Source organism: Rhizobium phaseoli (assembly GCF_001664385.1).
Classification (GTDB): Bacteria; Pseudomonadota; Alphaproteobacteria; order Rhizobiales; family Rhizobiaceae; genus Rhizobium; species Rhizobium phaseoli.
The window spans coordinates 162,231-183,613 of the sequence record NZ_CP013532.1 but is presented as its reverse complement, the minus strand read 5'-3'; the positions used below and the strand labels follow the sequence as shown (position 1 = coordinate 183,613).

The following is a 21,383-nucleotide window of genomic DNA, read 5'->3' as shown; positions in this document are numbered from 1 at the left end:
AGCCGGCAGACCAGAACCGGACCATCTTGAAATCGCGCGGAACCTATGTCTTTTGACTGATCGTTGCAACTGTCTAAATGGTCTTATGCGTGAGACTTTTTGACACTTTTCAGCCCGGAATAGAAGGCCCGAACAATGAGTGATTCAAATTTGGACGAGGTGCTCGTCTTGATCCCGGCGCGCATGGCCTCCACCCGGCTTCCGGGCAAGCCGCTCGCCGATATTTGCGGACTGCCGATGATCGTGCAGGTGGCGATGCGCGCCAAAGAGGCAGCCATCGGCCGCGTGGTCGTCGCGGTCGACGACCAACAGGTGTTCGATACCGTTTCCGCCGCCGGCTTCGATGTCGTCATGACCAGCAGCGATCATCAATCGGGTTCCGACCGGATCTTCGAAGCGCTGACGAAAGTCGATCCCGACGGCAAGGCGAAATTCATCGTCAACGTCCAGGGCGACCTGCCGACGATCGATCCGCAAACCGTGCGCGCAGCGCTGCGCCCGCTCGAGAACGAGGCGGTCGATATCGGCACGCTGACGACCGAAATCGACAATGAGGACGACAAGACCGCGCCGCATATCGTCAAGATCGTCGGTTCGCCGGTCTCCGACACCCGCCTGCACGCCCTCTATTTTACCCGCGCGACAGCACCCCACGGCAAGGGGCCGCTCTATCACCATATCGGCCTTTATGCCTATCGGCGTGCGGCGCTGGAGCGATTCGTCTCGCTCGGCCCATCGACGCTCGAAAGGCGCGAATCGCTCGAGCAACTGCGGGCGCTGGAGGCCGGCATGCGCATCGACGTGGAGATCGTTGACACGGTTCCACTCGGTGTCGATACTCCCGCCGACCTTGAGAAAGCGCGGCGCATCCTCTCCGCCAGAACGGGATGATTTAGGCTCGGTTGGCCTAAAATCTGAATCCTGTTCTCAATTAAAGAGTCAGAGCATGATGTCGTCCGAAAACCGCTCACACTTTATCGGCATCATGCTCCAAGTCGAACTGACGGAACCATCATGAACATCAAGACCAACAGGATCGCCTTCCAGGGCGAGTTCGGCGCGAATTCCGACATGGCTAGCCGCGACATGTTTCCGACCATGGAGCCGCTGCCCTGCCAGACGTTCGAGGATGCGTTCACCGCGGTCGACAACGGCGACGCCGATATCGCCATGATCCCGATCGAAAACACGATCGCCGGGCGCGTTGCCGATATCCATCACCTGCTGCCGGAATCGCGGCTGCACATCATCGGCGAATATTTCATGCCGATCCGCTTTCAGCTGATGGTGCTGCCCGGGGTCACCAAGGACGAGATCCGCACGGTGCACAGCCATATCCATGCGCTCGGCCAGTGCCGCAAGATCGTTCGCGCCCATGGCTGGAAGCCTGTCATTGCCGGTGATACGGCAGGCGCGGCAAAGCTCGTCAAGGAAACCGGCGACCGCTCGATGGCCGCGTTGGCGCCGCGCCTTGCCGCCGATCTCTACGGGCTCGAGATCGTCGCCGAAAATGTCGAGGATACGGAAAACAACGTCACCCGCTTCGTCGTACTCTCGCGTGACGAGGAATGGGCGCAGCGCAATTCGGCGGAAGAAAAGGTCGTCACCACCTTCGTCTTCAACGTCCGCAACATTCCGGCGGCGCTCTACAAGGCGCTCGGCGGTTTTGCCACCAACAACATCAACATGACGAAGCTGGAAAGCTACCAGCTCGGCGGAAAATTCGTGGCGACACAGTTCTACGCCGATATCGAAGGCCATCCGAACGATCCGAACGTTCGCCGGGCATTGGAAGAACTGCGGTTCTTCTCCGAGAAGGTGCGCATCCTCGGCGTTTACAAGGGCCATGCGATGCGAGGCCTGCTTTAGGTCTTGTTTTATGCATGTCGCCGGGAGGCGCGGCTTCCGGCGACATGCAGGAGACAGAGCTCGCAGGGCGATTATTTGTCCGGCTCACAAACCCGCAACCGGTGGCCATCCGGATCAAGCACGACGAAGGTCGGGCCGAAATCGAGCTCGGTCAATTCCTGGGCGATCGGCAGTCCGCGCTGGCGCCAGTCCTCGTATTGCTTGGCAACGGCGTTTTCGCCCGCCACCATGAAGGCCACTTCGCCGCGGTTGCCGATGGCGGAGGGTTGCGGCTCGACCTTGCTGCGCCGCCAGAGGCCGAGGGTGAAGCCGCCGTCGAGCGGAAAGGCGACGAAATTCGGCGCCTCCACAGCCGGTTCGCGGTTCAGCAGGCTGCGATAGAAGCCGGCGCTCTCGCCAGGATCCTTGACGTAAAGGATAATCAGATTGGGGCTGGTCATTTCGGTTCTTCCTTTGATGTAATGGCTGAATGAACGCCTGCTGCCGATTCTGTCAGCAGGATACAGCGGGCGTTGCCGAAGCAACGCCCGGCCTTGTCGGGCGGAATGTCGATGATGAAACGGATTAAAGCGGGAAGCAGTCTTCGTGGCGCGGGTTGCGCCCGTCCATGAAACCGAGGTCGCGTTTCAGGTAATCAGGTGTCGCTTCGACGTCGAGTTTGGGGCGGCTTCCCCCGCCGATGCGGAAGAGGCCGATGGCAAACTGCAGCAGACCGAAGCGAACCGACTGCCGGGCATCGGCGAAGGTTTCAGCCGAGATAATGTCGGCAAAGCTATTGGTGGCGAAACGGTCGCCGGCCTGCTGAATGACTGGAGGCGTTACCATGATCAGTACTCCTTCCCTATTGGATTGAGACCGATCATAACGCCAACTGCTGACAGTTTATGGCAGCAGCGTTCAGCTCTCGAGCGGCACGTCCTGGGTCTCGCGCCATTCCTTCAGGAGCACCGTGCGGCGGCGCGGATAACGCACCTCGTGCAAAGCCATGTCGATGATGCGATCGGTGCGGAAATGGCGGAAATCCTGACGCAATTCGCACCAGGCCATCAGCACGCGCACATGCTCGAAATAACCGAGCGCGAAGGGCCAGACGCGGCGGCGCGAGATGCGCCCCTGCTCGTCGCCGTAATGCAGTTCGAGAACCCGCTCCAGGCGGATCGCCTTGCGGATGGCCGAGACATCGGCCTTGTCTTCGTCCCGGCGTTTCGGGCCGACGAAAAGGGCGGCCGAATCGATCATCTCGCGCATATCGGCGGGCAGCACGGCGGCGATCTTGGCGAGCGCATCGGCGCCGGCGCCGGCCAGGCGCGGCTCAGCGGCGCGGGCCACCCAGCGCGAGCCGAGCACCAGTGCCTCGAGTTCCTCTTCCGAAAACATCATCGGCGGCAGCATGAAGCCGGGCTTCAGCACATAACCGATGCCGGCTTCGCCTTCGATCATCGCGCCCTGGGCTTGCAGACTGGCGATGTCGCGATAGAGCGTGCGCAGGCTGACACCGGTCTCCTGGGCAAGCACCGTGCCGGTCACCGGCCGCCGATAACGCCGAAGCGTCTGGAGCAGCCTCAGCAGCCGTTCCGAGCGGGCAACCGGCATGGCGCTAGCGCTTCCACTCCACCCAGTCGCGCATCAGGCGGTGGGCGATCGCGCCCTTCGGCGGCGATGCCTTGCCGTTGGCGCCGGGGCGCTCCAGCATTTCGAGCGTCTCCTCGCGGGTGAACCAGCGGCAATCCTCGAGCTCCGTCTCGTCGCGGTTGATGCCGGTGGATTTCGCCTCGGCGTAACAGCCGATCATCAACGAATGCGGCATCGGCCAGGGCTGCGAGGCGTGGTAGCGGATGCGGCCGGTACGGATGCCCGATTCTTCCAGAGTTTCGCGGCGCACGGCGTTCTCGATCGTCTCACCCGGCTCGACGAAGCCGGCAAGACAGGAATACATGCCCGGCGCAAAATGCGGACTGCGGCCGAGCAGGCAGAGGTCGCGGCTCTCGTCGATCGTTAGCATGATGACGACCGGGTCGGTGCGGGGAAAGATCATGTGCTCGCAGGCGGCGCAGACACGCTTGTAACCGCCGATATGAATTTCCATTGCCGCGCCGCAGCGGCCGCAGAAGCGGTTGTCGCCGTTCCAGCGAATGAGGCTAGCCGCCTGGGCGAATTCGCCGAGCAATACCTCATCGATCAGCATTTCGCGAAACAGCGTGCGGCCGTCGGCAGGCTTGTACTGGCTGGCAAGGTCGTCGGCGTCGATGCCGACGGGCACGGCAAGGCGCGGTTCGCCAGACTTGCGGTAGCCGAGAAGCACCGTCTCGTCCCAATTCGGCCGAAGCTCCTGCAGTTCGTAGCGGGCAAAAAGCGGATCGAGCACCTGGCCGTCATGCTTCAGCACCAGCTTGTCATTGGCGAAGGCGAAAATATGCGTGCCTTCCCTCGCCAGCGCCTTTTCGACGGAGTGTTCATCGCGATGTTCGGAATCGCGATTGAGGTCGTTGCCGGCAAAGGCCGTGAGATTGCTGGGTTCCGGATGCGGCACATCCGAATCAAAAAGCGAATGGCTCATGATGAAAGGGCTTCCCGCAGCTTCGCTGTCAATTCGTCTCTCTTTTCGTCCTCGTAGGGCTCTGCCTGCCCGAAGCCCCAGACGGGACCGGGCCAGTTGGCATCGCCTTCGAAGCGGGCAATGACATGAACATGAAGCTGGCGGACGATGTTGCCAAGAGCCCCGACATTGATTTTTGTCGCGCCGGTGATCTCCTTCAAGGCCTTGGCGACCATCTCCGTCTCGAAAGTGAGCAGCACCTGGTCGAGCGGCGTCAGCTCGAAAATTTCGGTAATCCCCGTCCGGCGCGGCACGAGAATGAGCCAGGGCCACCTGGCGTCCCTCGACAATCTCAGATCACAGAGGCCGGTGACCATGACGCTGATGCTGTCTTTCTCCAGCCGGGGGTCGAGCACGAAACCGTCCAAAAGGCATTCCTCCCATGTTTTCCAACGACTAGCAGTTTTTTCGCATGTTGGCTTGCTTTTGATGACGATATTGCCGATATGTGCATCCGGGAGGTTGGTGGTGGACGAGCCACTCGCCAACCGGGTCAGGTCCGGAAGGAAGCAGCCCTAACGAGCCCGGCACGGGTCATCGTGCCAGCCTCCCACCTTCTCTTTACGAAGTGCCCGGCAATCCGGGCGACAAGCAGGGCGATGAGCGAAACCGAGCGACAATCAAAAGATGCCGCCTCGACGGGCACCGGATACCGGGTACTGGCTCGCAAATACCGCCCCAAGGATTTCACGGACCTGATGGTCGGCCAGGAGCCGATGGTCCGCACCCTGACCAACGCCTTCGAGACCGGCCGCATCGCCCAAGCCTATATGCTGACCGGCGTGCGCGGCGTCGGCAAGACGACGACGGCGCGCATCCTGGCGCGGGCGCTGAATTACAAGACAGCTGATGTCGACAAGCCGACGATCGACCTTCGCGCCCCCGGCGAGCATTGCCAGGCGATTATGGAAGGCCGGCATGTCGACGTGATCGAGATGGACGCCGCCTCCCATACCGGCATCGACGATATAAGAGAGATCATCGAGCAGGTGCGCTACCGACCGGTTTCGGCGCGCTACAAGGTCTATATCATCGACGAAGTGCACATGCTGTCGACGCAGGCCTTCAACGGGTTGTTGAAGACCCTGGAAGAGCCGCCGGAACATGTGAAATTCATCTTCGCCACCACCGAAATCCGCAAGGTGCCGATCACCGTGCTGTCGCGCTGCCAGCGCTTCGACCTGCGCCGCATCAGCGCGTCGGATCTCGTCGGGCTGTTTACGACGATCGCGGCCAAGGAAGGCATCGAGGCGGAAGCGGACGCGCTGGCGATGATCGCACGCGCCGCCGAAGGCTCGGCCCGCGACGGCCTGTCACTGCTCGATCAGGCGATCGCCCATGGCGCCGGCGTCGTGCAGGCGGAAGCGGTGCGGGGGATGCTCGGCCTTGCCGACCGCGCCCGCATCGTCGATCTCTTCCAGCATATCGTCAAAGGTGATGTCGCCGGCGCCCTCGCCGAATTCCAGAGCCAATACGAGGCCGGCGCCAATCCTGTCGTGGTGCTGACCGATCTTGCAGACTTCACCCATCTGGTGACGCGGCTGAAATATGTGCCGGATGCGGCAAACGATCCCTCGCTCAGCGAGATCGAGCGTACAAAGGCGGCGGAACTGGCCAAGGGTGTGGCGGTGACGACGCTGTCGCGCATCTGGCAGATGCTGCTGAAGGGCATTCCGGAAACCGAAGGCTCGTCGCGCACGGCAGGGGCGGCCGAAATGGTGCTGATCCGGCTGGCGCATGCTGCACATCTGCCGGCGCCCGAGGATGCGGCGCGGCGGCTTGCCGAATTTTCCGGCGACACTGCCGGCTCGCGCCCCACCTCCCCGCCTTCCGGCGGCGGTGGCGGCAACGGAACACGGGTTCCCTATCAGAGCAGCGTCGCGGCGCGTGCGCCCGAGCCGACACCGCGGCCGCAGCCCTCGGGGCCGACGGCGATGCTGCGCGCCGTGCCCAATCCGGAACCGCAGGCAATCGGCCGCGTCGAGACCAAGCCGGCTGAAGCGCCGAAGCCGCTGGTGCCGGTCAATACGATCGGCGATATCGTCGACCTCGCCGCCGAAAAGCGGGACGTCAAGCTGAAGGCGCTGGTGCGCAACTTCGTGCGGCCCGTCCGCATCGAGCCCGGCCGGCTGGACGTGAACCTCACCGAGGGCGCGCCAGGCACGCTGCTGAACGAGCTTGCCGTCAAACTCAAGGAATGGACAGGCATCCACTGGATCGTCAGCACCAGCCGCGAAGAAGGCGGGCCGACGATGGTGGAGGCGGAAGCCAAGGCGCAGCAACAGCGCGTCAGCGATGCCCGCCAGGACCCCGATGTCGCGGCGATCCTTGCGCAGTTTCCCGGCGCCAAGATCATCGACGTGCGCGTCAGGGCGCCGACGCCGGAGGAGGAAGCGGAAGAGGCGACACCGCCTGCCGCCGCCGAATCCGAGGACGGTGATATCCTGCCGGGCGACGACATAGAATTCTAAGTTTCAAGAAGGAGCGAGACGATGCGCGACATCATGGGCATGATGGGCAAAGTCAAGGAAATGCAGGCCAAGATGGAGCAGATGCAGGCGGAGATCGCCGAGCTCACGGCCGAAGGCAAGGCGGGCGGTGGCCTCGTCACCGTCGTCATCTCGGGCAAGGGCGAGCTGAAGAGCCTGAAGATCGACCCGTCGCTCTTCAAGGAAGACGATGTCGAGATCCTCGAGGACCTGATCGTCGCCGCCCACAAGGACGCCAAGGACAAGGCCGAGGCCCTCGCCGCCGAAAAGACCAAGGCGCTGACCGCCGGCCTGCCGATCCCACCCGGCTTCAAGCTGCCGTTCTGATAGCAGGCAGTAAGACTCGCTTTCACCGGAATCGTGCTGGCTATGCAGCGGCGAAATTGGCGCCTACGGCTGCGCTGCCAACATCGCCCGCAGCTTGTAGTGGATAGGGGCAGCGAGATATCGCGCCCGGTCAACCTGCGAAAGGCGTCGGCCGAACGTTTCCATCAGCTCCGGCATCGTGACCTTTTCTCCGGGAAAGGGTTGGTGCTCCAACGGCGTTCCGACTTCGGCAATGCCGCCGCGGATCACGCGGCAATAGATGCCGGGACGGGCGGCGGCGGTATAACGCTTGACGAATTTCGGGTCGGCCATTCTGGCGGCGAAGGTGGCGCAGGGGATGCGGCATGCTGTAACTTCGAGGACAAGGTCGCCTGATAGGAAGCGGTCGCCGACAGAAACAACGCGGTTGTCCAGATCCGAGATCACCATGTTTTCGCCGAAAGTGCCGGGCTCGTATGGCCGGCAGAGCTCCCGGCTCCACCAGTCGAGCGTCAGCGACCCCTCGATATAAACCGCCTGATCGACGCCGCCATGGTGCTTGCGATTGCAGATGGCATCGCCGACAAGCCCTTCGGCATCGATCATCACGGCGCCGTTGACGGCATGTTTGAAGATGCCGGTCTTATAGCTCTTACCGGTCAGCTTTTCCGGAGTGCCGGTGCAGAGCGCCAGGATTTTCATGGGACGGCCGATCCTTCCGCGATTCCGTTTTCGTTGCATATCAGTTAAGAACGGCGCATGGCAAAACGAGTCACCGGCCCTGAAATCGAAAAACTCATCCAGCTTCTGGCAAAGGTGCCGGGCCTCGGGCCGCGCTCGGCCCGCCGGGCGGCACTGCATCTGATCAAGAAGAAGGACCAGCTGCTGGGACCGCTGTCGAATGCGATGGGCGAGGCCTATGACAAGGTGAAGATCTGCTCGCGCTGCGGCAATGTCGATACGGTCGACCCCTGCACGGTTTGCACCGACGCTCAGCGCGACCAATCCGTCATCATCGTCGTCGAGGATGTCTCGGACCTCTGGGCGCTGGAGCGGGCCGGTGCGATGAACGCCGCCTATCACGTTCTCGGCGGCACATTGTCGCCGCTCGACGGGATCGGGCCCGACGATCTCAATATTCGCGGGCTGATCGACCGGATTGGTGAAGGCGGCATCCGGGAGCTGATCATCGCCGTCAATGCCACCGTCGAAGGACAGACGACCGCGCATTATATCACCGACCAGTTGCAGGGGCTCGACGTGAAGATCACGCGGCTGGCGCATGGCGTGCCCGTCGGCGGCGAACTCGATTATCTCGACGAGGGTACGCTAGCAGCGGCGCTGCGGGCGCGGACGGTGATATGAGGGGTTCTCGCATGTCGCACCGCCCCCCCCTCTGTCCTGCCGGACATCTCCCCCACAAGGGGGGAGATTGGCAAGATGCACCGGCCCCGCGAAATCTTGATCGTGAGCCAAGCGGCTCCGGTCCCCTGCCGCGTTTGATTGGGGCCACCGGGCGCTCCCAGCCGATCTCCCCCCTTGTGGGGGAGATGTCCGGCAGGACAGAGGGGGGTGCTCCGCGGCGGCTATGGACAATCGCACTTGCCGTCATGGCCGCCCTCCTCCCCCTTTCCGCCCACGCAACCCCTTCGAAGGCCGATGTCGAGGCGCAGTTCGAAAGCTGGGTGCAGAAGGATCTCTGGCCGGAGGCGAAGGCGAATGGCATTTCCGAGAAGAGCTTCAAAGCTGCCTTCTCCGGCGTCACGCTGAACTGGTCCCTTACCGACCTTGCGCCACCCGGCTTCCCGCCGCCGAAGGAGCAGAAGCAGACGCAGGCGGAGTTTTCCTCGCCCGGTCCCTATTTCAACGAGGACCGGCTGACGCGGCTTGCCGCAACCGGGCGCGGCTTTGCCGCGCAATACAGCTCGACGCTGAAGCGCATCGAGAAGACCTACGGCGTGCCGGGTTCGATCGTGCTCGCCATCTGGGGCCGGGAAACCGGTTTCGGCGCGGCGAAGATCCCGAATTCGGCGGTCGAGGTCTTGGCGACCAAGGCCTTCATGTCGACGCGCAAGGAGATGTTCCGCACCGAGCTGATGGCGGCGCTGCATATTATCGACGGCGGCGACGTCGCACCCGCCGATTTCAAAGGGTCCTCCGCCGGTGCGCTCGGCCAGCCGCAGTTCATGCCGACCAGCTATCTGAAATATGCGGTGGATTTCGACGGCGACGGCCACCGCAACATCTGGACCTCGGTGCCCGACACGCTCGCCTCGATCGCCAATTTCCTGGTCAAGAAGGGTTGGCAGCGGGATCGCGACTGGGGCTTCGAGGTGTCGATCCCGGAGGCGGTCTCCTGCGCCCAGGAGGGGCCGGATCTGGCAAAACCGCTGTCGCACTGGGCCTCGCTCGGCATCGACCGCATCTCCGGCAAGGGTTTTCCCTCCGGCGAGATGAAAGCGCAAAGCATGATGCTGGTTCCGGCCGGCCGCGACGGGCCGGAATTCATCGTCACGCCGAATTTCTACATCATCAAGGAATATAATAATTCCGACCTCTACGCGCTCTATATCGGCAATCTCGCGGACCGGATCGCCTATAATGGCGGCGCCTTCGAGGGCCGATGGGGCGATGTCGGCAAGATGCTGCGCTCGGATGTCGCCGCCATGCAGAAGGCGCTGGAACGGCAGGGCTACGATGTCGGCGGTTCCGACGGCCTGCCGGGTTACAAGACCCGGCGGTCGATCGGCCAGTGGCAGACGAAGAACGGCATGAAGCCGACCTGCTTTCCCGAGGCCACGATGAAGGACAGACTGAAATAGCCGTTCAGAGACTGCGCTTTAGGCCAACGTGGCTCGCGACGAAACCGAGCTTCTCGTAAAAGCGGATCGAATCCGTCCTCGTCTTGTCCGATGTCAGCTGCACGAGACCGCAGCCGCGCTCGGCGCATTGGACGATCGCCCATTCGATGAACGCGGAGCCGAGGCCGGAGCCGCGCAAACCTCGGGCGATGCGCACGCTTTCGATCTGGCCACGCCACATGCCGGTTCTCGAAAGGCCGGGAATGAAGCTCAGCTGCAGACAGCCGGCGATCCGATCCGACGCGTCGCTTGCCACGGCCAGCATCTGGTTGGCATCGGCTTCGATGGCGGCGAAGGCCGAGAGGTAACGCGGATCGATCGGATCCGCGACAATCTCCCTGGCGCTGCCGAGATCGTCATCGGCCAAAAGCCGGATGATAGCGGCGAGATCGGCTTGGCGGGCGAGCCTGAAACTGTGCATGCCTCTCCTCAATCAATGATGCAGGTCGATCGGCGCCTGGTGGAAGACGTCGCTATCAGGCGGAATGGCCTGGCGCTCGATCATCCGGTGAACATGCGGCAGGCCTTCGCCGCGGTGAAGCGCACGAAGTCTGTCGATGTTTTCGGCATCGGCCTGGGTGCGCCGCTGGTTGTGTCTGATGTATTCGACCCAGGTCGGCGTATGGTAGCTTTCGGTCCAGAGCCCGGGATTTTCGAGATCTCGCATCAGCGCCCAGTGCCGCGCACCGTCGCGGATGCGGATGCGGCGACGCTCGCCCATTAGCGCCATGAATTCGGCCAGGTCGTCGTCGGCGATCTCATAATCGACCTGGATAACGATCGGGCCGCTGCGCGGCGTGATGTCAAGGCTGAGCGCCGGCGCCGTGAAGCGATTGAGTGGATCGAGGTTGAGCGAGGCGAAAGCCGGCATCGAAAACCGCAGACCGATCGCAATGCCGACCAGCAAGACGACGGACGACATCAGCAGCGCATCGGCGACGCCGTAGCGGTCGGCGGCCACGCCCCAGAGCCAGCTGCCGCCGGCAATGCCGCCGAAGGTGACGGTCTGGTAGAGCGACAGTGCGCGGCCAACGACCCAGCGCGGCGTCGAAAGCTGCACGATGGTGTTGAAGAGCGACAGCGCCGAGACCCAGCAGGCGCCGGCGACGAGCAGCCCCGCGGAGGTGAGGACGGCGCTCGGACTGACGGCCGCAATGACGGCGCTGAGCGCAAAGCCGGCAAAAGCCAGGCGGATGATCGTCTCGCTGGAAAGCGCCTGGCGAATTCTCGCGCTCAGCACGGCCCCGCCGATCGCCCCGACGCCGAAAGCGCCGAGCATGAAGCCATAGGTCAGTGGCCCGCCGGCCACCAGATCAAGCGCGACAACCGGCAGCAGCGCCAGGATCGAGCTGGCGCCGATGCCAAAGATCAGACCCCTGACCAGAACCTTTTCGAGATTGGGCGACATCGAGACATATCGCAGACCGGCAAAGATGGCGCTGGCGAGCGCCTCGCGCGGCAGGGTCGAGACGGGCGTGTTTGGCCGCCAGCGCGACAGCGCGTAGATCAGCGGAAGGTAACTCAGCGTGTTGACCGCGAAGGCCGCGGCGGCGCCTGCGGCGGCCACGATCGCGCCGCCGATCGCCGGGCCGACACTGCGGGTGATGTTGAAGCCCATGCTGTTCAGCGTGACGGCGCCCGGCAGGTCGGCGCGCGGCACCATGTCGCCGACCGAGGCCTGCCAGGAAGGATTGTTGAGCGCAGTGCCGCAGCCGATCAGGAAGGTGAAGAACAGCAACAGCCAGGGCGTGATCCAGCCGAGAAGAACCGTGACCGTCAGCAGCGCCGAAACGATGAGCATCGTGCCCTGCGCCGTCAGCATGACGCGACGACGGTCGTAATTGTCGGCGAGCGCCCCCGATATCAGCGAAAACAGCATGATCGGCAGCGCGGTCGAGGTCTGCACCAGCGCGACCATGTCTTCCGAAGCGGTGATCGTCGTCATCATCCAGGCCGCGCCCACCGCCTGGATCAGGCCGCCGAAATTCGAGGAAAGGCTCGCAAACCAGATGGCGCGATAGGTCTCGTGCCGCAAAGGCGCCAATGTCGACGAAGTATACGCCACGATTCCTCCCGCTTTGCCGTTGTGCCCCAAGGCAATATATGCGCAAGACCGACGCTGGCTATAGACGCGGCCGCGCCGCGGCAAGCGAATTGGCTGAGACCTTGCAATTTCGTAAAAACCGGACTATATGCCTCTCAAATTCTTGATCGCTTGATGAAGAGTGGGCCGCAAGGACCCGCTCTTTTTTATTAGCGCGATCGCCCGAACAGCAGAAATTGCGAGGAGCGCACCGCTTGTCGGACATGACAAACGCAGACAACGAACTTGAGCCGCGGCTGATTACCGAAACCGGGCTCGACCAGCGTCTTGCCGATATCATCGAACCCGTTCTCGTCGGCATGGGCTTCCGGCTCATCCGCGTGCGTATGCTGAACCAGAACGGCATGACGATGCAGGTGATGGCCGAGCGCAACGACGGGACGATGACGGTTCAGGACTGCGAAGAAGTCTCGATGGCGATTTCTCCTGTCCTCGATGTGGAAGATCCGATCGATAAAGAGTATCATCTCGAAGTGTCTTCGCCCGGCATCGACCGTCCGATGGTGCGGAAATCCGATTTCGTCCGCTGGCAAGGCCACCTTGTGAAATGCGAGACGTCGATCATGATCGGCAATCGCAAGCGTTTCCGCGGCAAGATCGTCGAAGCGGACGCGGATGGTTTTACGCTTGAGCGCGACCAGATCGCTTACGGGGAAGAGCCGAAAGTCTCCATTCCCTTCACGGCGCTTAGCGATGCGAAGCTCATTCTGACCGACGACCTGATCCGTGATGCCTTGCGCGCCGACAAGCTGGCGAAAGCGCAGGCCGCCAATCAGAACGAAGCGGACGAGCAGGAATAACCGATTAACAGACCGCTCCCAGGGACGGGAACCCCGGAGCAAGGACGGAGAAACAAGACAATGGCAGTCAGTGCGAACCGGCTCGAACTTCTGCAGATCGCAGATGCAGTGGCGCGCGAAAAGGTCATCGACCGCGAGATCGTGCTTGCCGCAATGGCCGATGCCATTCAGAAGGCAGCACGCTCGCGTTACGGCACCGAGTCCAACATCCGCGCCGACATCAATCCGAAGACCGGCGAAATCCGCCTGCAGCGCCTGCTCGAAGTCGTCGACAAGGCCGAGGATTATTCGACGCAGATCCCGCTGGAACTCGCCCGCGACCGCAACCCCGACGCCGCACTCGGCGATTTCATCGCCGATCCGCTGCCGCCGATGGATTTCGGCCGTATCGCCGCACAATCCGCCAAGCAGGTGATCGTGCAGAAGGTGCGTGAGGCCGAGCGCGACCGCCAGTTCGACGAATTCAAGGATCGCGTCGGCGAAATCGTCAACGGCACCGTCAAGCGCGTCGAATACGGCAATGTCATCGTCGATCTCGGCCGTGGCGAAGGCATCATCCGCCGCGACGAAATGATCCCGCGCGAAAACGTGCGCTATGGCGATCGCGTCCGTGCATACGTATATGATGTCCGTCGCGAGCAGCGCGGCCCGCAGATCTTCCTGTCGCGCACGCATCCGCAGTTCATGGTGAAGCTGTTCACCATGGAAGTGCCTGAAATCTACGACGGCATCATTCAGGTGAAGTCGGTCGCCCGCGATCCGGGCTCGCGCGCCAAGATCGCCGTGATCTCGAACGACAGTTCGATCGATCCGGTCGGCGCCTGCGTCGGTATGCGCGGTTCGCGCGTTCAGGCCGTCGTCGGCGAGCTTCAGGGCGAGAAGATCGACATTATTCCGTGGTCGCAGGATCCGGCGACTTTCGTCGTCAACGCCCTGCAGCCGGCCGAAGTCGCCAAGGTCGTTCTCGACGAGGATGCCGAGCGTATCGAAGTCGTCGTTCCCGACGAGCAGCTGTCGCTTGCGATCGGCCGCCGCGGCCAGAACGTCCGCCTGGCGTCGCAGCTGACCGGCTGGGATATCGACATCATGACGGAGGCGGAGGAATCGGAACGCCGCCAGAAGGAATTCAACGAGCGCACCAACCTGTTCATGGATTCGCTCGACGTCGACGAAATGGTCGGCCAGGTCCTGGCCTCGGAAGGCTTTGCCGCCGTCGAGGAACTCGCTTATGTCGATCTCGACGAAATCTCCTCGATCGACGGATTCGACGAAGATACGGCGCAGGAAATCCAGACCCGCGCCCGCGAATTCCTCGAGCGTCTCGAAGCCGAGATGGACGAGAAGCGCAAGGCGCTCGGCGTTGAAGACGAGCTGCGCGGGATCGACGGCATGACTGCCCAGATGATGGTGGCGCTCGGCGAAGACGGCATCAAGACGATCGAGGACTTTGCCGGCTGCGCCGCCGACGATCTCGTTGGCTGGACGGAACGCAAGAACGGCGAAACGAAGAAGTTCGAAGGCCTGTTCTCGAAGTTCGACGTCTCGCGCGTCGAAGCCGAGCAGATGATCGTCCAGGCGCGCCTTGCAGCCGGCTGGATCACCGAAGAGGACCTGGCGAAGGGGACCGAAGAAGAGGTCACCGAAGCCGAACAGGAAGCATGATGACCGCGCATGAGCCGGACGCTCTCCCTCAGGACGACGATCTTGCAGGTTATGACGTGAACGGACGCATGTGCATCGTGACGCGTGAAAGCGGATCGCCGGATGAGCTGATCCGCTTCGTCGCGGCTCCCGACGGAACCGTCGTCGCCGACCTGAAGCGCGAGCTTCCGGGGCGCGGTTGCTGGGTGAAAGCCGACCGGTCGCTGGTCGACAGAGCGGTAGCGAAGAAGCTCTTCGCCCGCGCGCTGAAAAGCGACGTGAAGGCAGCAGACGATCTCGGCGCGAATGTCGACCGGCTGCTGGCGGCGCAATTGATGCAGATGATGAACATGGCGCGCAAAGCCGGCCAGTTCATCAGCGGCTCGTCGAAAGTGGACGCCGCGGTCAGAAGCGGAGCAGCCCTTGCGGTGTTCCACGCGACTGACGCGGCGGACGACGGGGTGCGGAAAATCGACCAGGCCCGCAAGGCCTGGCACCTCGGAATGGAGACCGAGGAGGAGATACCTTCCTACCGCTTCTTCTCGGAGAGCGAAATGGAAGGCCTGATGGGCCAGAATGCTTTTATCCATGCCGCAGTGCTTGCAGGGCAGGCGGGTGAGGGTGTAGTGAAGCGCGCAAAGATGCTCGAACAGTACCGTATTGGCGGTCAGTCCCGGGCAGCGGGCGGCGCTGGCCGGCAAAAACAATGAGACGGTCACCGGCATCGGCCGGTCTCATTCTCATTGATCGACAGTATTTGAACGACAGGGTCTGATCTCGTCATCGCTCCCTGTCCGAAGGAACGGGAACGAATGACCGATAGTAACGACGACAAGACACTCAGCGTAACGGGCAAGAAGACGCTTACCCTGAAACCATCGGGGATGAGCCAGGGCACCGTTCGCCAGGATATGGGTCGGGGTCGCACCAAGGCGGTCGTGGTCGAGACCCGCAAGCGGCGCCCGATGCGCCCGGAAGACGAAAAGCCGATCACGCCCGCTGCCCCCGCAGCCCCGGTCCGCGCAGCCGAACCGGCGCCGGCGCCCGTTCAGGCGCGCCCGCCGCAGCCGACACCGGCACCGCGGGTCCACCAGCCGGGCAACAGCCAGGCCAACCAGCGTCCGCAGCAGTCCTATCAGCCGCAGCGCTCGAACGACCGTCCGCGCCCTGTCGTGCTGAACCATCTGTCGCCTGAGGAGATGGACGCCCGCCGCCGTGCGCTGGCCGAATCCCAGGCGCGTGACGCCCAGGACGCGATTCGCCGCGCCGAGGAAGAAAAGCGCCGGGCCGCCGAAGAGGCGATCCGCAAGGCCGCCGAGGCCGAAGAGGCCGCTCGCAGGGCCGCCGAAGAGGCTGCCCGTCAGGCCGAGGCGCCCGCTGCCGCCGAACCCGCCGCTGCCGCGGCACCGGCTCCTGTTGTGGCCGAAGCGCGCCCGACCGCTCCGCGGCCGGCATCGCCGGCACCGGCTGCGCGCCGGCCCGATGGCGCCGGAGCACCTGCTGCCGCTCGTCCGGCGCCGGGTGCTGGCGCACCGGCAGGAGCCCGCGGCCGTCGTGATGACGAGGGCGATGATGATCGGGGCGCTGCACGCGGCGGTCCGGCTCGTGGCCGTGTTGTCCGCCCGGAACCGGCAAAGCCGGTTACCACGCGTCCGAAAACGGATGACGAGCGCCGCCGCGGCAAGCTGACGATCACCACGGCCGACGTCGATGGTGAAGACACCGGCCGCAGCCGTTCACTTTCGGCGATGCGCCGCCGGCAGGAGAAGTTCCGCCGCAGCCAGATGCAGGAAACCCGCGAGAAGATCTCCCGCGAAGTCGTTCTGCCTGAGACCATCACCATTCAGGAACTGTCGCAGCGCATGTCCGAACGCGCCGTCGACGTCATCAAGTTCCTGATGAAGGAAGGTCAGATGATGAAGCCGGGCGACGTCATCGACGCCGACCTCGCCGAACTCATCGCCGGCGAATTCGGCCATACCGTCAAGCGCGTCTCCGAATCCGACGTCGAGCTCGGCATCTTCAACATTGCCGACGTCGAAGGGGATCGCGTTTCGCGTCCGCCTGTCGTCACCATCATGGGCCACGTCGACCACGGCAAGACCTCGCTGCTCGACGCCATCCGCCATGCCAACGTGGTCGCCGGCGAAGCCGGTGGCATCACGCAGCATATCGGCGCCTATCAGGTTGAGCAGAACGGCCAGAAGATCACCTTCATCGACACCCCCGGCCACGCCGCCTTCACGGCGATGCGCGCCCGCGGTGCGCAGGCGACCGACATTGCGATCCTGGTCGTGGCAGCCGACGACAGCGTGATGCCGCAGACGATCGAATCGATCAATCACGCCAAGGCGGCCGGTGTCCCGATCATCGTGGCGATCAACAAGATCGACAAGCACGAGGCCGATCCGCAGAAGGTGCGCAACCAGCTTCTGCAGCACGAAGTCTTCGTGGAATCCATGGGCGGTGAAACGCTTGACGTCGAAGTGTCTGCCAAGACAGGCAAGAACCTCGACAAGCTGCTCGAAGCCGTTCTGCTGCAGGCCGAAATCCTTGATCTCAAGGCCAATCCGAACCGGACCGCGGAAGGTACCGTCATCGAAGCCCAGCTTGACCGCGGTCGCGGCTCGGTTGCCACGGTTCTCGTTCAGAACGGTACGCTGAAGCCGGGCCAGATCATCGTCGCCGGCGACGTCTGGGGCCGCGTGCGCGCCCTCGTCACCGACAAGGGCGATCATGTGAAGGAAGCCGGTCCCGCGACTCCGGTCGAGGTTCTCGGTCTCTCCGGCACGCCGCAGGCGGGCGACAAGTTCGCCGTCGTCGAAAGCGAAAGCCGCGCCCGCGAAATCTCCGAGTATCGTCAGCGTCTTGCCCGCGACAAGGCGGCTGCCCGCCAGTCGGGACAGCGCGGTTCGCTGGAACAGATGATGACGCAGATGCAGAGCACGGGCATCAAGGAGTTCCCGCTCGTCATCAAGGGCGACGTGCAGGGCTCGATCGAAGCGATTGCCGGCGCGCTGGAAAAGCTCGGCACCGACGAAGTCCGTGCCCGCATCGTCCATTCGGGCGCAGGCGGCATCACCGAGTCGGATATTTCGCTTGCCGAAGCTTCGAACGCCGCCATCATCGGCTTCAACGTTCGCGCCAATGCGCAGGCACGCCAGTTCGCCGAACGCCAGGGCATCGAGATCCGCTACTACAACATCATCTACGATCTCGTGGATGACGTGAAGGCAGCGATGTCGGGCCTGCTGTCGCCGGAACGGCGCGAAACCTTCATCGGCAATGCCGAGATCCTGGAGGTGTTCAACATCACCAAGGTCGGCAAGGTCGCAGGCTGCCGTGTCGTCGAAGGCAAGGTCGAGCGTGGAGCGGGCGTCCGCCTCATCCGCAACGACGTCGTCGTTCACGAAGGCAAGCTCAAGACCCTCAAGCGCTTCAAGGACGAAGTCTCCGAAGTGCCGATGGGCCAGGAGTGCGGCATGGCCTTCGAAAACTACGAGGACATGCGCGTCGGCGACGTCATCGAGTGCTTCCGCGTCGAACACATCACGCGCACGCTCTAAGCATCAGGCGCCTTGCGCAAGAACAGCTTTTCCAGAAGCCATCCGCCAGCCGGCGGATGGCTTCTGGTATCTGGCGGCCTTGACCTTTGCAGCCAAAAGAGTCATGGACGCTCTCCTTTGACGGGTTCGATTCCCAGCCGCATCGGCAAATAGAGATAACAATGACCAGACCAACATCCTCCGCGCCTTCGCAGCGCATGCTGCGCGTTGGCGAACAGGTCCGCGCCGCGATCACCCAGGTGCTGCAGCGCGGCGAAGTGCGCGACGACATCATCGAGGCGACCGTGATTTCAATTTCGGAAGTGCGCATGTCGCCGGACCTGAAGATCGCCACGGCTTACGTGACGCCGCTCGGCGTTTCCGACCACAGCATCGTCATCGAGGCTTTGAACCGCCATGCGAAGTTCATCCGCGGCCGGCTCGGGCCGCAGCTCCGGCAGATGAAATACATGCCGGAAGTGCGTTTCCGCGACGATACCAGCTTCGACAATTACAAGAAGATCGACGAGCTCTTGCGTTCGCCCGAGGTGAGCCGCGATCTCGACGGCGACAACGACGACCAATAACAGAAGAGACGCATGTCCAAACCACGCAAACCCAAAGGCCGGCCGATTTCCGGCTGGCTGATCCTCGACAAGCCGGTGGATTTCGGCTCGACGGAAGCCGTTTCCAAGCTCAAATGGCTCTACAAGGCGCAGAAGGCCGGCCATGCCGGCACGCTCGATCCGCTCGCCTCCGGCATGCTGCCGATCGCGCTCGGCGATGCGACCAAGACCGTTCCCTATGTGATGGACGGCCGGAAGATCTACGAGTTCACCGTCAGTTGGGGCGAGGAGCGCGCCACCGACGATCTCGAAGGCGATGTGACGCAGAGCTCGGAAAAACGCCCCAGCGAGCAGCAGATCCGCGATATCCTGCCCCGCTATATCGGCACGATCAGCCAGGTGCCGCCACAGTTTTCCGCCATCAAGATCGCGGGCGAACGCGCCTATGATCTGGCCCGCGACGGCGAAGCCGTCGAGATTCCCTCACGCGAAGTCGAGATATTCCGGCTGACCCTGCTTGCCTGCCCGGATGCGAATACCGCGCATTTCGAAGTGGAATGCGGCAAGGGCACTTATGTCCGGGCGCTTGCCCGCGATTTCGGCCGCGAGCTCGGCTGCTATGGCCATATCTCCGGGCTGCGGCGCACCTTCGTCGCACCTTTCGCGGAAGAGGCCATGGTGCCGCTTGCCAACCTCGTGGCGCTCGAAGCGATCGAAGACATGGACGAGCGGCTCGCCGCCCTCGATGCATTGCTGATCGACACCTGCGAGGCGCTTTCGGCGTTGCCTCACCTCGTCATCAACGACGACCAGGCGCACCGGCTGAAAATGGGCAATCCGATCCTGGTGCGCGGCCGCGATGCGCCGATTGCCGAAAGCGAAGCCTATGCGACGGCCCGCGGCCGGCTGATCGCGATCGGCGAGATCGGCCAGGGCGAGTTTCGCCCAAAGCGGGTTTTCGCCTAAGTCTGTACAGCTGACGATTGTCATGTGGTGGCGATGCGATATCTTCCTTTCGGGTCATAACGGCCCGAGGGGAAAATCATGCGCGCAATCGCAATTGGAATGCTGACGTTCTTTTCGTTGTTCCTGGCCGTCGCCGGGGCTCGATCTGCCGAGCGCTGGGCCGAGCTGCCGGCCTTTCCTGCCATGCCGGCGCCGAAGACAAGCGGCATGGCCGATGTGAACGACATCAAGATGTATTATGCCGAATATGGTGAAGGCGATCCGATCCTCTTCATCCATGGCGGCCTTGGCAATACCGGCGTCTGGGGTCACCAGATCGCCGAATTCGCGAGGGATCATCTGGTCATCGTCGCCGACAGCCGCGGTCACGGCCGCTCGACGCGCAGCCAGCAGCCTTTCGGCTACGATCTGATGACATCGGACTATGTCGCCCTTCTCGATTACCTGAAGATCGACAAGGTGACGCTCGTCGGATGGTCGGACGGCGGCATCATCGGTATCGACATGGCGATGAAACACCCGGAAAAGCTGACGCGGGTCATTGCCCAGGCGGCGAATGTCACCACGGACGGCGTCAAGCCCGACGTCATGAGCAACAGGACCTTCAACGCCTACATCAAAGTCGCCGGCGAACAATACAGGACGCTGTCGCCGACACCGAACGAATACGATGTCTTCTTTACGCAGATTTCGCGGATGTGGGCGACGCAGCCGAACTGGACGGCGACGGAGCTTGGCAAGATTACGCTGCCGGTCACGCTTGCCATCGGTGATCATGATGAGGCCGTAAAGCTCGATCATACCGAGATGATGGCGAAAGAAATTCCGGGCGCAAAGCTCGTCATCCTGAAAGACGCCAGCCATTTCGCCATGCTGCAGGATCCTGCGGGCTATAATGCTATGATCCGGAACGCCATGACGGGCCGCTGAAAGCTGCTGCGGCGCTCCCTCTTTCCTTCGCTGCTTATTTGGTTTATAGGCAGCGCCAGCATCGGGTACGCTCGATTGCATTCGCGGCCAAAGCTGGACGGCATCCCGGCTTTTGGCGACTTCTTCTCCTCTCATAGAAAGGACCATCCGATGTCGATCACTGCTGAGCGCAAGGCTGCGCTGATCAAGGAATACGCAACCGCCGAAGGCGATACCGGTTCGCCGGAAGTCCAGGTCGCGATCCTGACCGAGCGCATCAACAACCTGACCGAACACTTCAAGGACCACAAGAAGGATAACCATTCCCGCCGTGGCCTGCTGACGATGGTTTCGAGCCGCCGCTCGCTTCTTGATTATCTCAAGAAGAAGGATGAAGGCCGCTATTCCAAGCTGATCAACAGCCTGGGTATCCGCCGCTAAGATTGTCCGGCGGGCGCTTTCGAGCGTCCGCCGGATCTGTTTCGGGACGATGTTCCGATGAAATGTTCCCGCCGCGCCCTATCTCAAGCGGTGGAACGACCGGCAGACCCGGATGGGCCGGTTCTGCCAAACCAACCGCTGACCTGTCATGGGGCAGGATTGCCGGATGCTTTCGGCCAGAGCTTCCCGAAGCTTTGGCCCGGTTTTCCCGGGAGCAAGGGTTCCCGTGGAAGCTGAGACGAAAAGCCTCTCGTTGTCTTGCCCGTGATACGTCGCATTGATTGCGGTCG

The 21,383-nt window shown here is 62.8% G+C and carries 22 protein-coding genes and 1 other RNA gene; 15 read left to right on the top strand and 8 right to left on the bottom strand.

Going from position 1 to position 21,383, the window contains the following annotated elements; all coding sequences use genetic code 11:
• The first annotated feature begins 135 nt into the window (after positions 1 to 135).
• A complete protein-coding gene (locus AMC88_RS00860; RefSeq protein ID WP_064824664.1) occupies positions 136 to 891 on the top strand; it encodes a 3-deoxy-manno-octulosonate cytidylyltransferase in 756 nt (251 codons plus the stop codon).
• Between the two features lie 123 nt (positions 892 to 1,014).
• Positions 1,015 to 1,869: a prephenate dehydratase gene (locus AMC88_RS00855; RefSeq protein ID WP_004672645.1), complete on the top strand. Its 855-nt coding sequence runs from the start codon at positions 1,015 to 1,017 to the stop codon at positions 1,867 to 1,869.
• 71 nt (positions 1,870 to 1,940) lie between these two features.
• Here the strand turns inward: AMC88_RS00855 and AMC88_RS00850 are convergent, their stop codons facing one another.
• The 5 genes from AMC88_RS00850 to AMC88_RS00830 form a co-directional block, all read right to left on the bottom strand.
• The gene (locus AMC88_RS00850) at positions 1,941 to 2,309 is read right to left on the bottom strand and encodes a VOC family protein (protein ID WP_004672651.1); all 369 of its coding nucleotides are present in this window, start codon (positions 2,307 to 2,309) and stop codon (positions 1,941 to 1,943) included.
• Positions 2,310 to 2,433: 124 nt separating this feature from the next.
• A complete protein-coding gene (locus tag AMC88_RS00845) occupies positions 2,434 to 2,694 on the bottom strand; it encodes a hypothetical protein (RefSeq protein ID WP_004672654.1) in 261 nt (86 codons plus the stop codon).
• A 72-nt stretch (positions 2,695 to 2,766) separates the two neighbouring features.
• Positions 2,767 to 3,462: a helix-turn-helix transcriptional regulator gene (locus AMC88_RS00840; RefSeq protein WP_010015000.1), complete on the bottom strand. Its 696-nt coding sequence runs from the start codon at positions 3,460 to 3,462 to the stop codon at positions 2,767 to 2,769.
• A gap of 4 nt (positions 3,463 to 3,466) precedes the next feature.
• Positions 3,467 to 4,426 (bottom strand): NAD(+) diphosphatase, encoded by a 960-nt coding sequence (gene nudC / locus AMC88_RS00835; protein WP_004674045.1) that lies wholly within the window; start codon positions 4,424 to 4,426, stop codon positions 3,467 to 3,469.
• Complete coding sequence (locus AMC88_RS00830; RefSeq protein ID WP_004674046.1) at positions 4,423 to 4,833, bottom strand: HIT domain-containing protein; 411 nt, start codon at positions 4,831 to 4,833, stop codon at positions 4,423 to 4,425. Before AMC88_RS00830 ends, nudC begins: the two co-directional genes overlap by 4 nt.
• 89 nt (positions 4,834 to 4,922) lie before the next feature.
• Here AMC88_RS00830 and ffs point away from each other — a divergent pair.
• From ffs to AMC88_RS00815, 3 genes are all read left to right on the top strand, one after another.
• Positions 4,923 to 5,019, top strand: an RNA gene (gene ffs, locus AMC88_RS00825) — signal recognition particle sRNA small type.
• Positions 5,020 to 5,064: 45 nt separating this feature from the next.
• On the top strand, positions 5,065 to 6,936 hold the full coding sequence (locus AMC88_RS00820; RefSeq protein WP_064824663.1) for a DNA polymerase III subunit gamma/tau: 1,872 nt from the start codon (positions 5,065 to 5,067) through the stop codon (positions 6,934 to 6,936).
• A 21-nt stretch (positions 6,937 to 6,957) separates the two neighbouring features.
• The gene (locus AMC88_RS00815) at positions 6,958 to 7,281 is read left to right on the top strand and encodes a YbaB/EbfC family nucleoid-associated protein (RefSeq protein WP_004676719.1); all 324 of its coding nucleotides are present in this window, start codon (positions 6,958 to 6,960) and stop codon (positions 7,279 to 7,281) included.
• Positions 7,282 to 7,344: 63 nt separating this feature from the next.
• Here the strand turns inward: AMC88_RS00815 and AMC88_RS00810 are convergent, their stop codons facing one another.
• Entirely contained in the window at positions 7,345 to 7,962 is a 618-nt protein-coding gene (locus AMC88_RS00810) for an MOSC domain-containing protein (protein WP_004676721.1), read from the bottom strand.
• A gap of 57 nt (positions 7,963 to 8,019) precedes the next feature.
• Between AMC88_RS00810 and recR the strand changes: the two genes are divergently transcribed.
• A complete protein-coding gene (recR, locus tag AMC88_RS00805) occupies positions 8,020 to 8,625 on the top strand; it encodes a recombination mediator RecR (RefSeq protein ID WP_004676724.1) in 606 nt (201 codons plus the stop codon).
• 185 nt (positions 8,626 to 8,810) lie between these two features.
• The gene (locus AMC88_RS00800; RefSeq protein WP_037114987.1) at positions 8,811 to 10,082 is read left to right on the top strand and encodes a lytic murein transglycosylase; all 1,272 of its coding nucleotides are present in this window, start codon (positions 8,811 to 8,813) and stop codon (positions 10,080 to 10,082) included.
• Positions 10,083 to 10,086: 4 nt separating this feature from the next.
• On the opposite strand, the gene AMC88_RS00795 is transcribed toward AMC88_RS00800, so the two are convergent.
• Together AMC88_RS00795 and AMC88_RS00790 are read right to left on the bottom strand one after the other, a co-directional pair.
• Positions 10,087 to 10,542, bottom strand: coding sequence for a GNAT family N-acetyltransferase (locus AMC88_RS00795; RefSeq protein ID WP_004673392.1), 456 nt, complete (start codon positions 10,540 to 10,542; stop codon positions 10,087 to 10,089).
• Positions 10,543 to 10,554: 12 nt separating this feature from the next.
• Positions 10,555 to 12,186, bottom strand: a complete 1,632-nt coding sequence (locus AMC88_RS00790; protein WP_037114988.1) for an MFS transporter — start codon at positions 12,184 to 12,186, stop codon at positions 10,555 to 10,557.
• Between the two features lie 233 nt (positions 12,187 to 12,419).
• On the opposite strand from AMC88_RS00790, the gene rimP reads away from it, so the two are divergent.
• From rimP to rpsO, 8 genes are all read left to right on the top strand, one after another.
• Positions 12,420 to 13,025, top strand: a complete 606-nt coding sequence (gene rimP / locus AMC88_RS00785; RefSeq protein WP_004673394.1) for a ribosome maturation factor RimP — start codon at positions 12,420 to 12,422, stop codon at positions 13,023 to 13,025.
• Between the two features lie 60 nt (positions 13,026 to 13,085).
• Positions 13,086 to 14,687: a transcription termination factor NusA gene (gene nusA, locus AMC88_RS00780; RefSeq protein ID WP_004673395.1), complete on the top strand. Its 1,602-nt coding sequence runs from the start codon at positions 13,086 to 13,088 to the stop codon at positions 14,685 to 14,687.
• A complete protein-coding gene (locus AMC88_RS00775; protein WP_029531689.1) occupies positions 14,684 to 15,376 on the top strand; it encodes an RNA-binding protein in 693 nt (230 codons plus the stop codon). Before nusA ends, AMC88_RS00775 begins: the two co-directional genes overlap by 4 nt.
• 102 nt (positions 15,377 to 15,478) lie before the next feature.
• On the top strand, positions 15,479 to 18,232 hold the full coding sequence (infB, locus tag AMC88_RS00770) for a translation initiation factor IF-2 (RefSeq protein ID WP_064824662.1): 2,754 nt from the start codon (positions 15,479 to 15,481) through the stop codon (positions 18,230 to 18,232).
• 161 nt (positions 18,233 to 18,393) lie between these two features.
• Positions 18,394 to 18,798, top strand: coding sequence for a 30S ribosome-binding factor RbfA (gene rbfA, locus AMC88_RS00765; protein ID WP_012482211.1), 405 nt, complete (start codon positions 18,394 to 18,396; stop codon positions 18,796 to 18,798).
• A 12-nt stretch (positions 18,799 to 18,810) separates the two neighbouring features.
• Complete coding sequence (gene truB, locus AMC88_RS00760) at positions 18,811 to 19,743, top strand: tRNA pseudouridine(55) synthase TruB (protein ID WP_004677118.1); 933 nt, start codon at positions 18,811 to 18,813, stop codon at positions 19,741 to 19,743.
• Positions 19,744 to 19,821: 78 nt separating this feature from the next.
• Positions 19,822 to 20,673: an alpha/beta fold hydrolase gene (locus AMC88_RS00755; protein WP_037117012.1), complete on the top strand. Its 852-nt coding sequence runs from the start codon at positions 19,822 to 19,824 to the stop codon at positions 20,671 to 20,673.
• Between the two features lie 150 nt (positions 20,674 to 20,823).
• Positions 20,824 to 21,093, top strand: coding sequence for a 30S ribosomal protein S15 (gene rpsO, locus AMC88_RS00750; protein WP_009997779.1), 270 nt, complete (start codon positions 20,824 to 20,826; stop codon positions 21,091 to 21,093).
• The last annotated feature ends 290 nt before the right edge of the window (positions 21,094 to 21,383 follow it).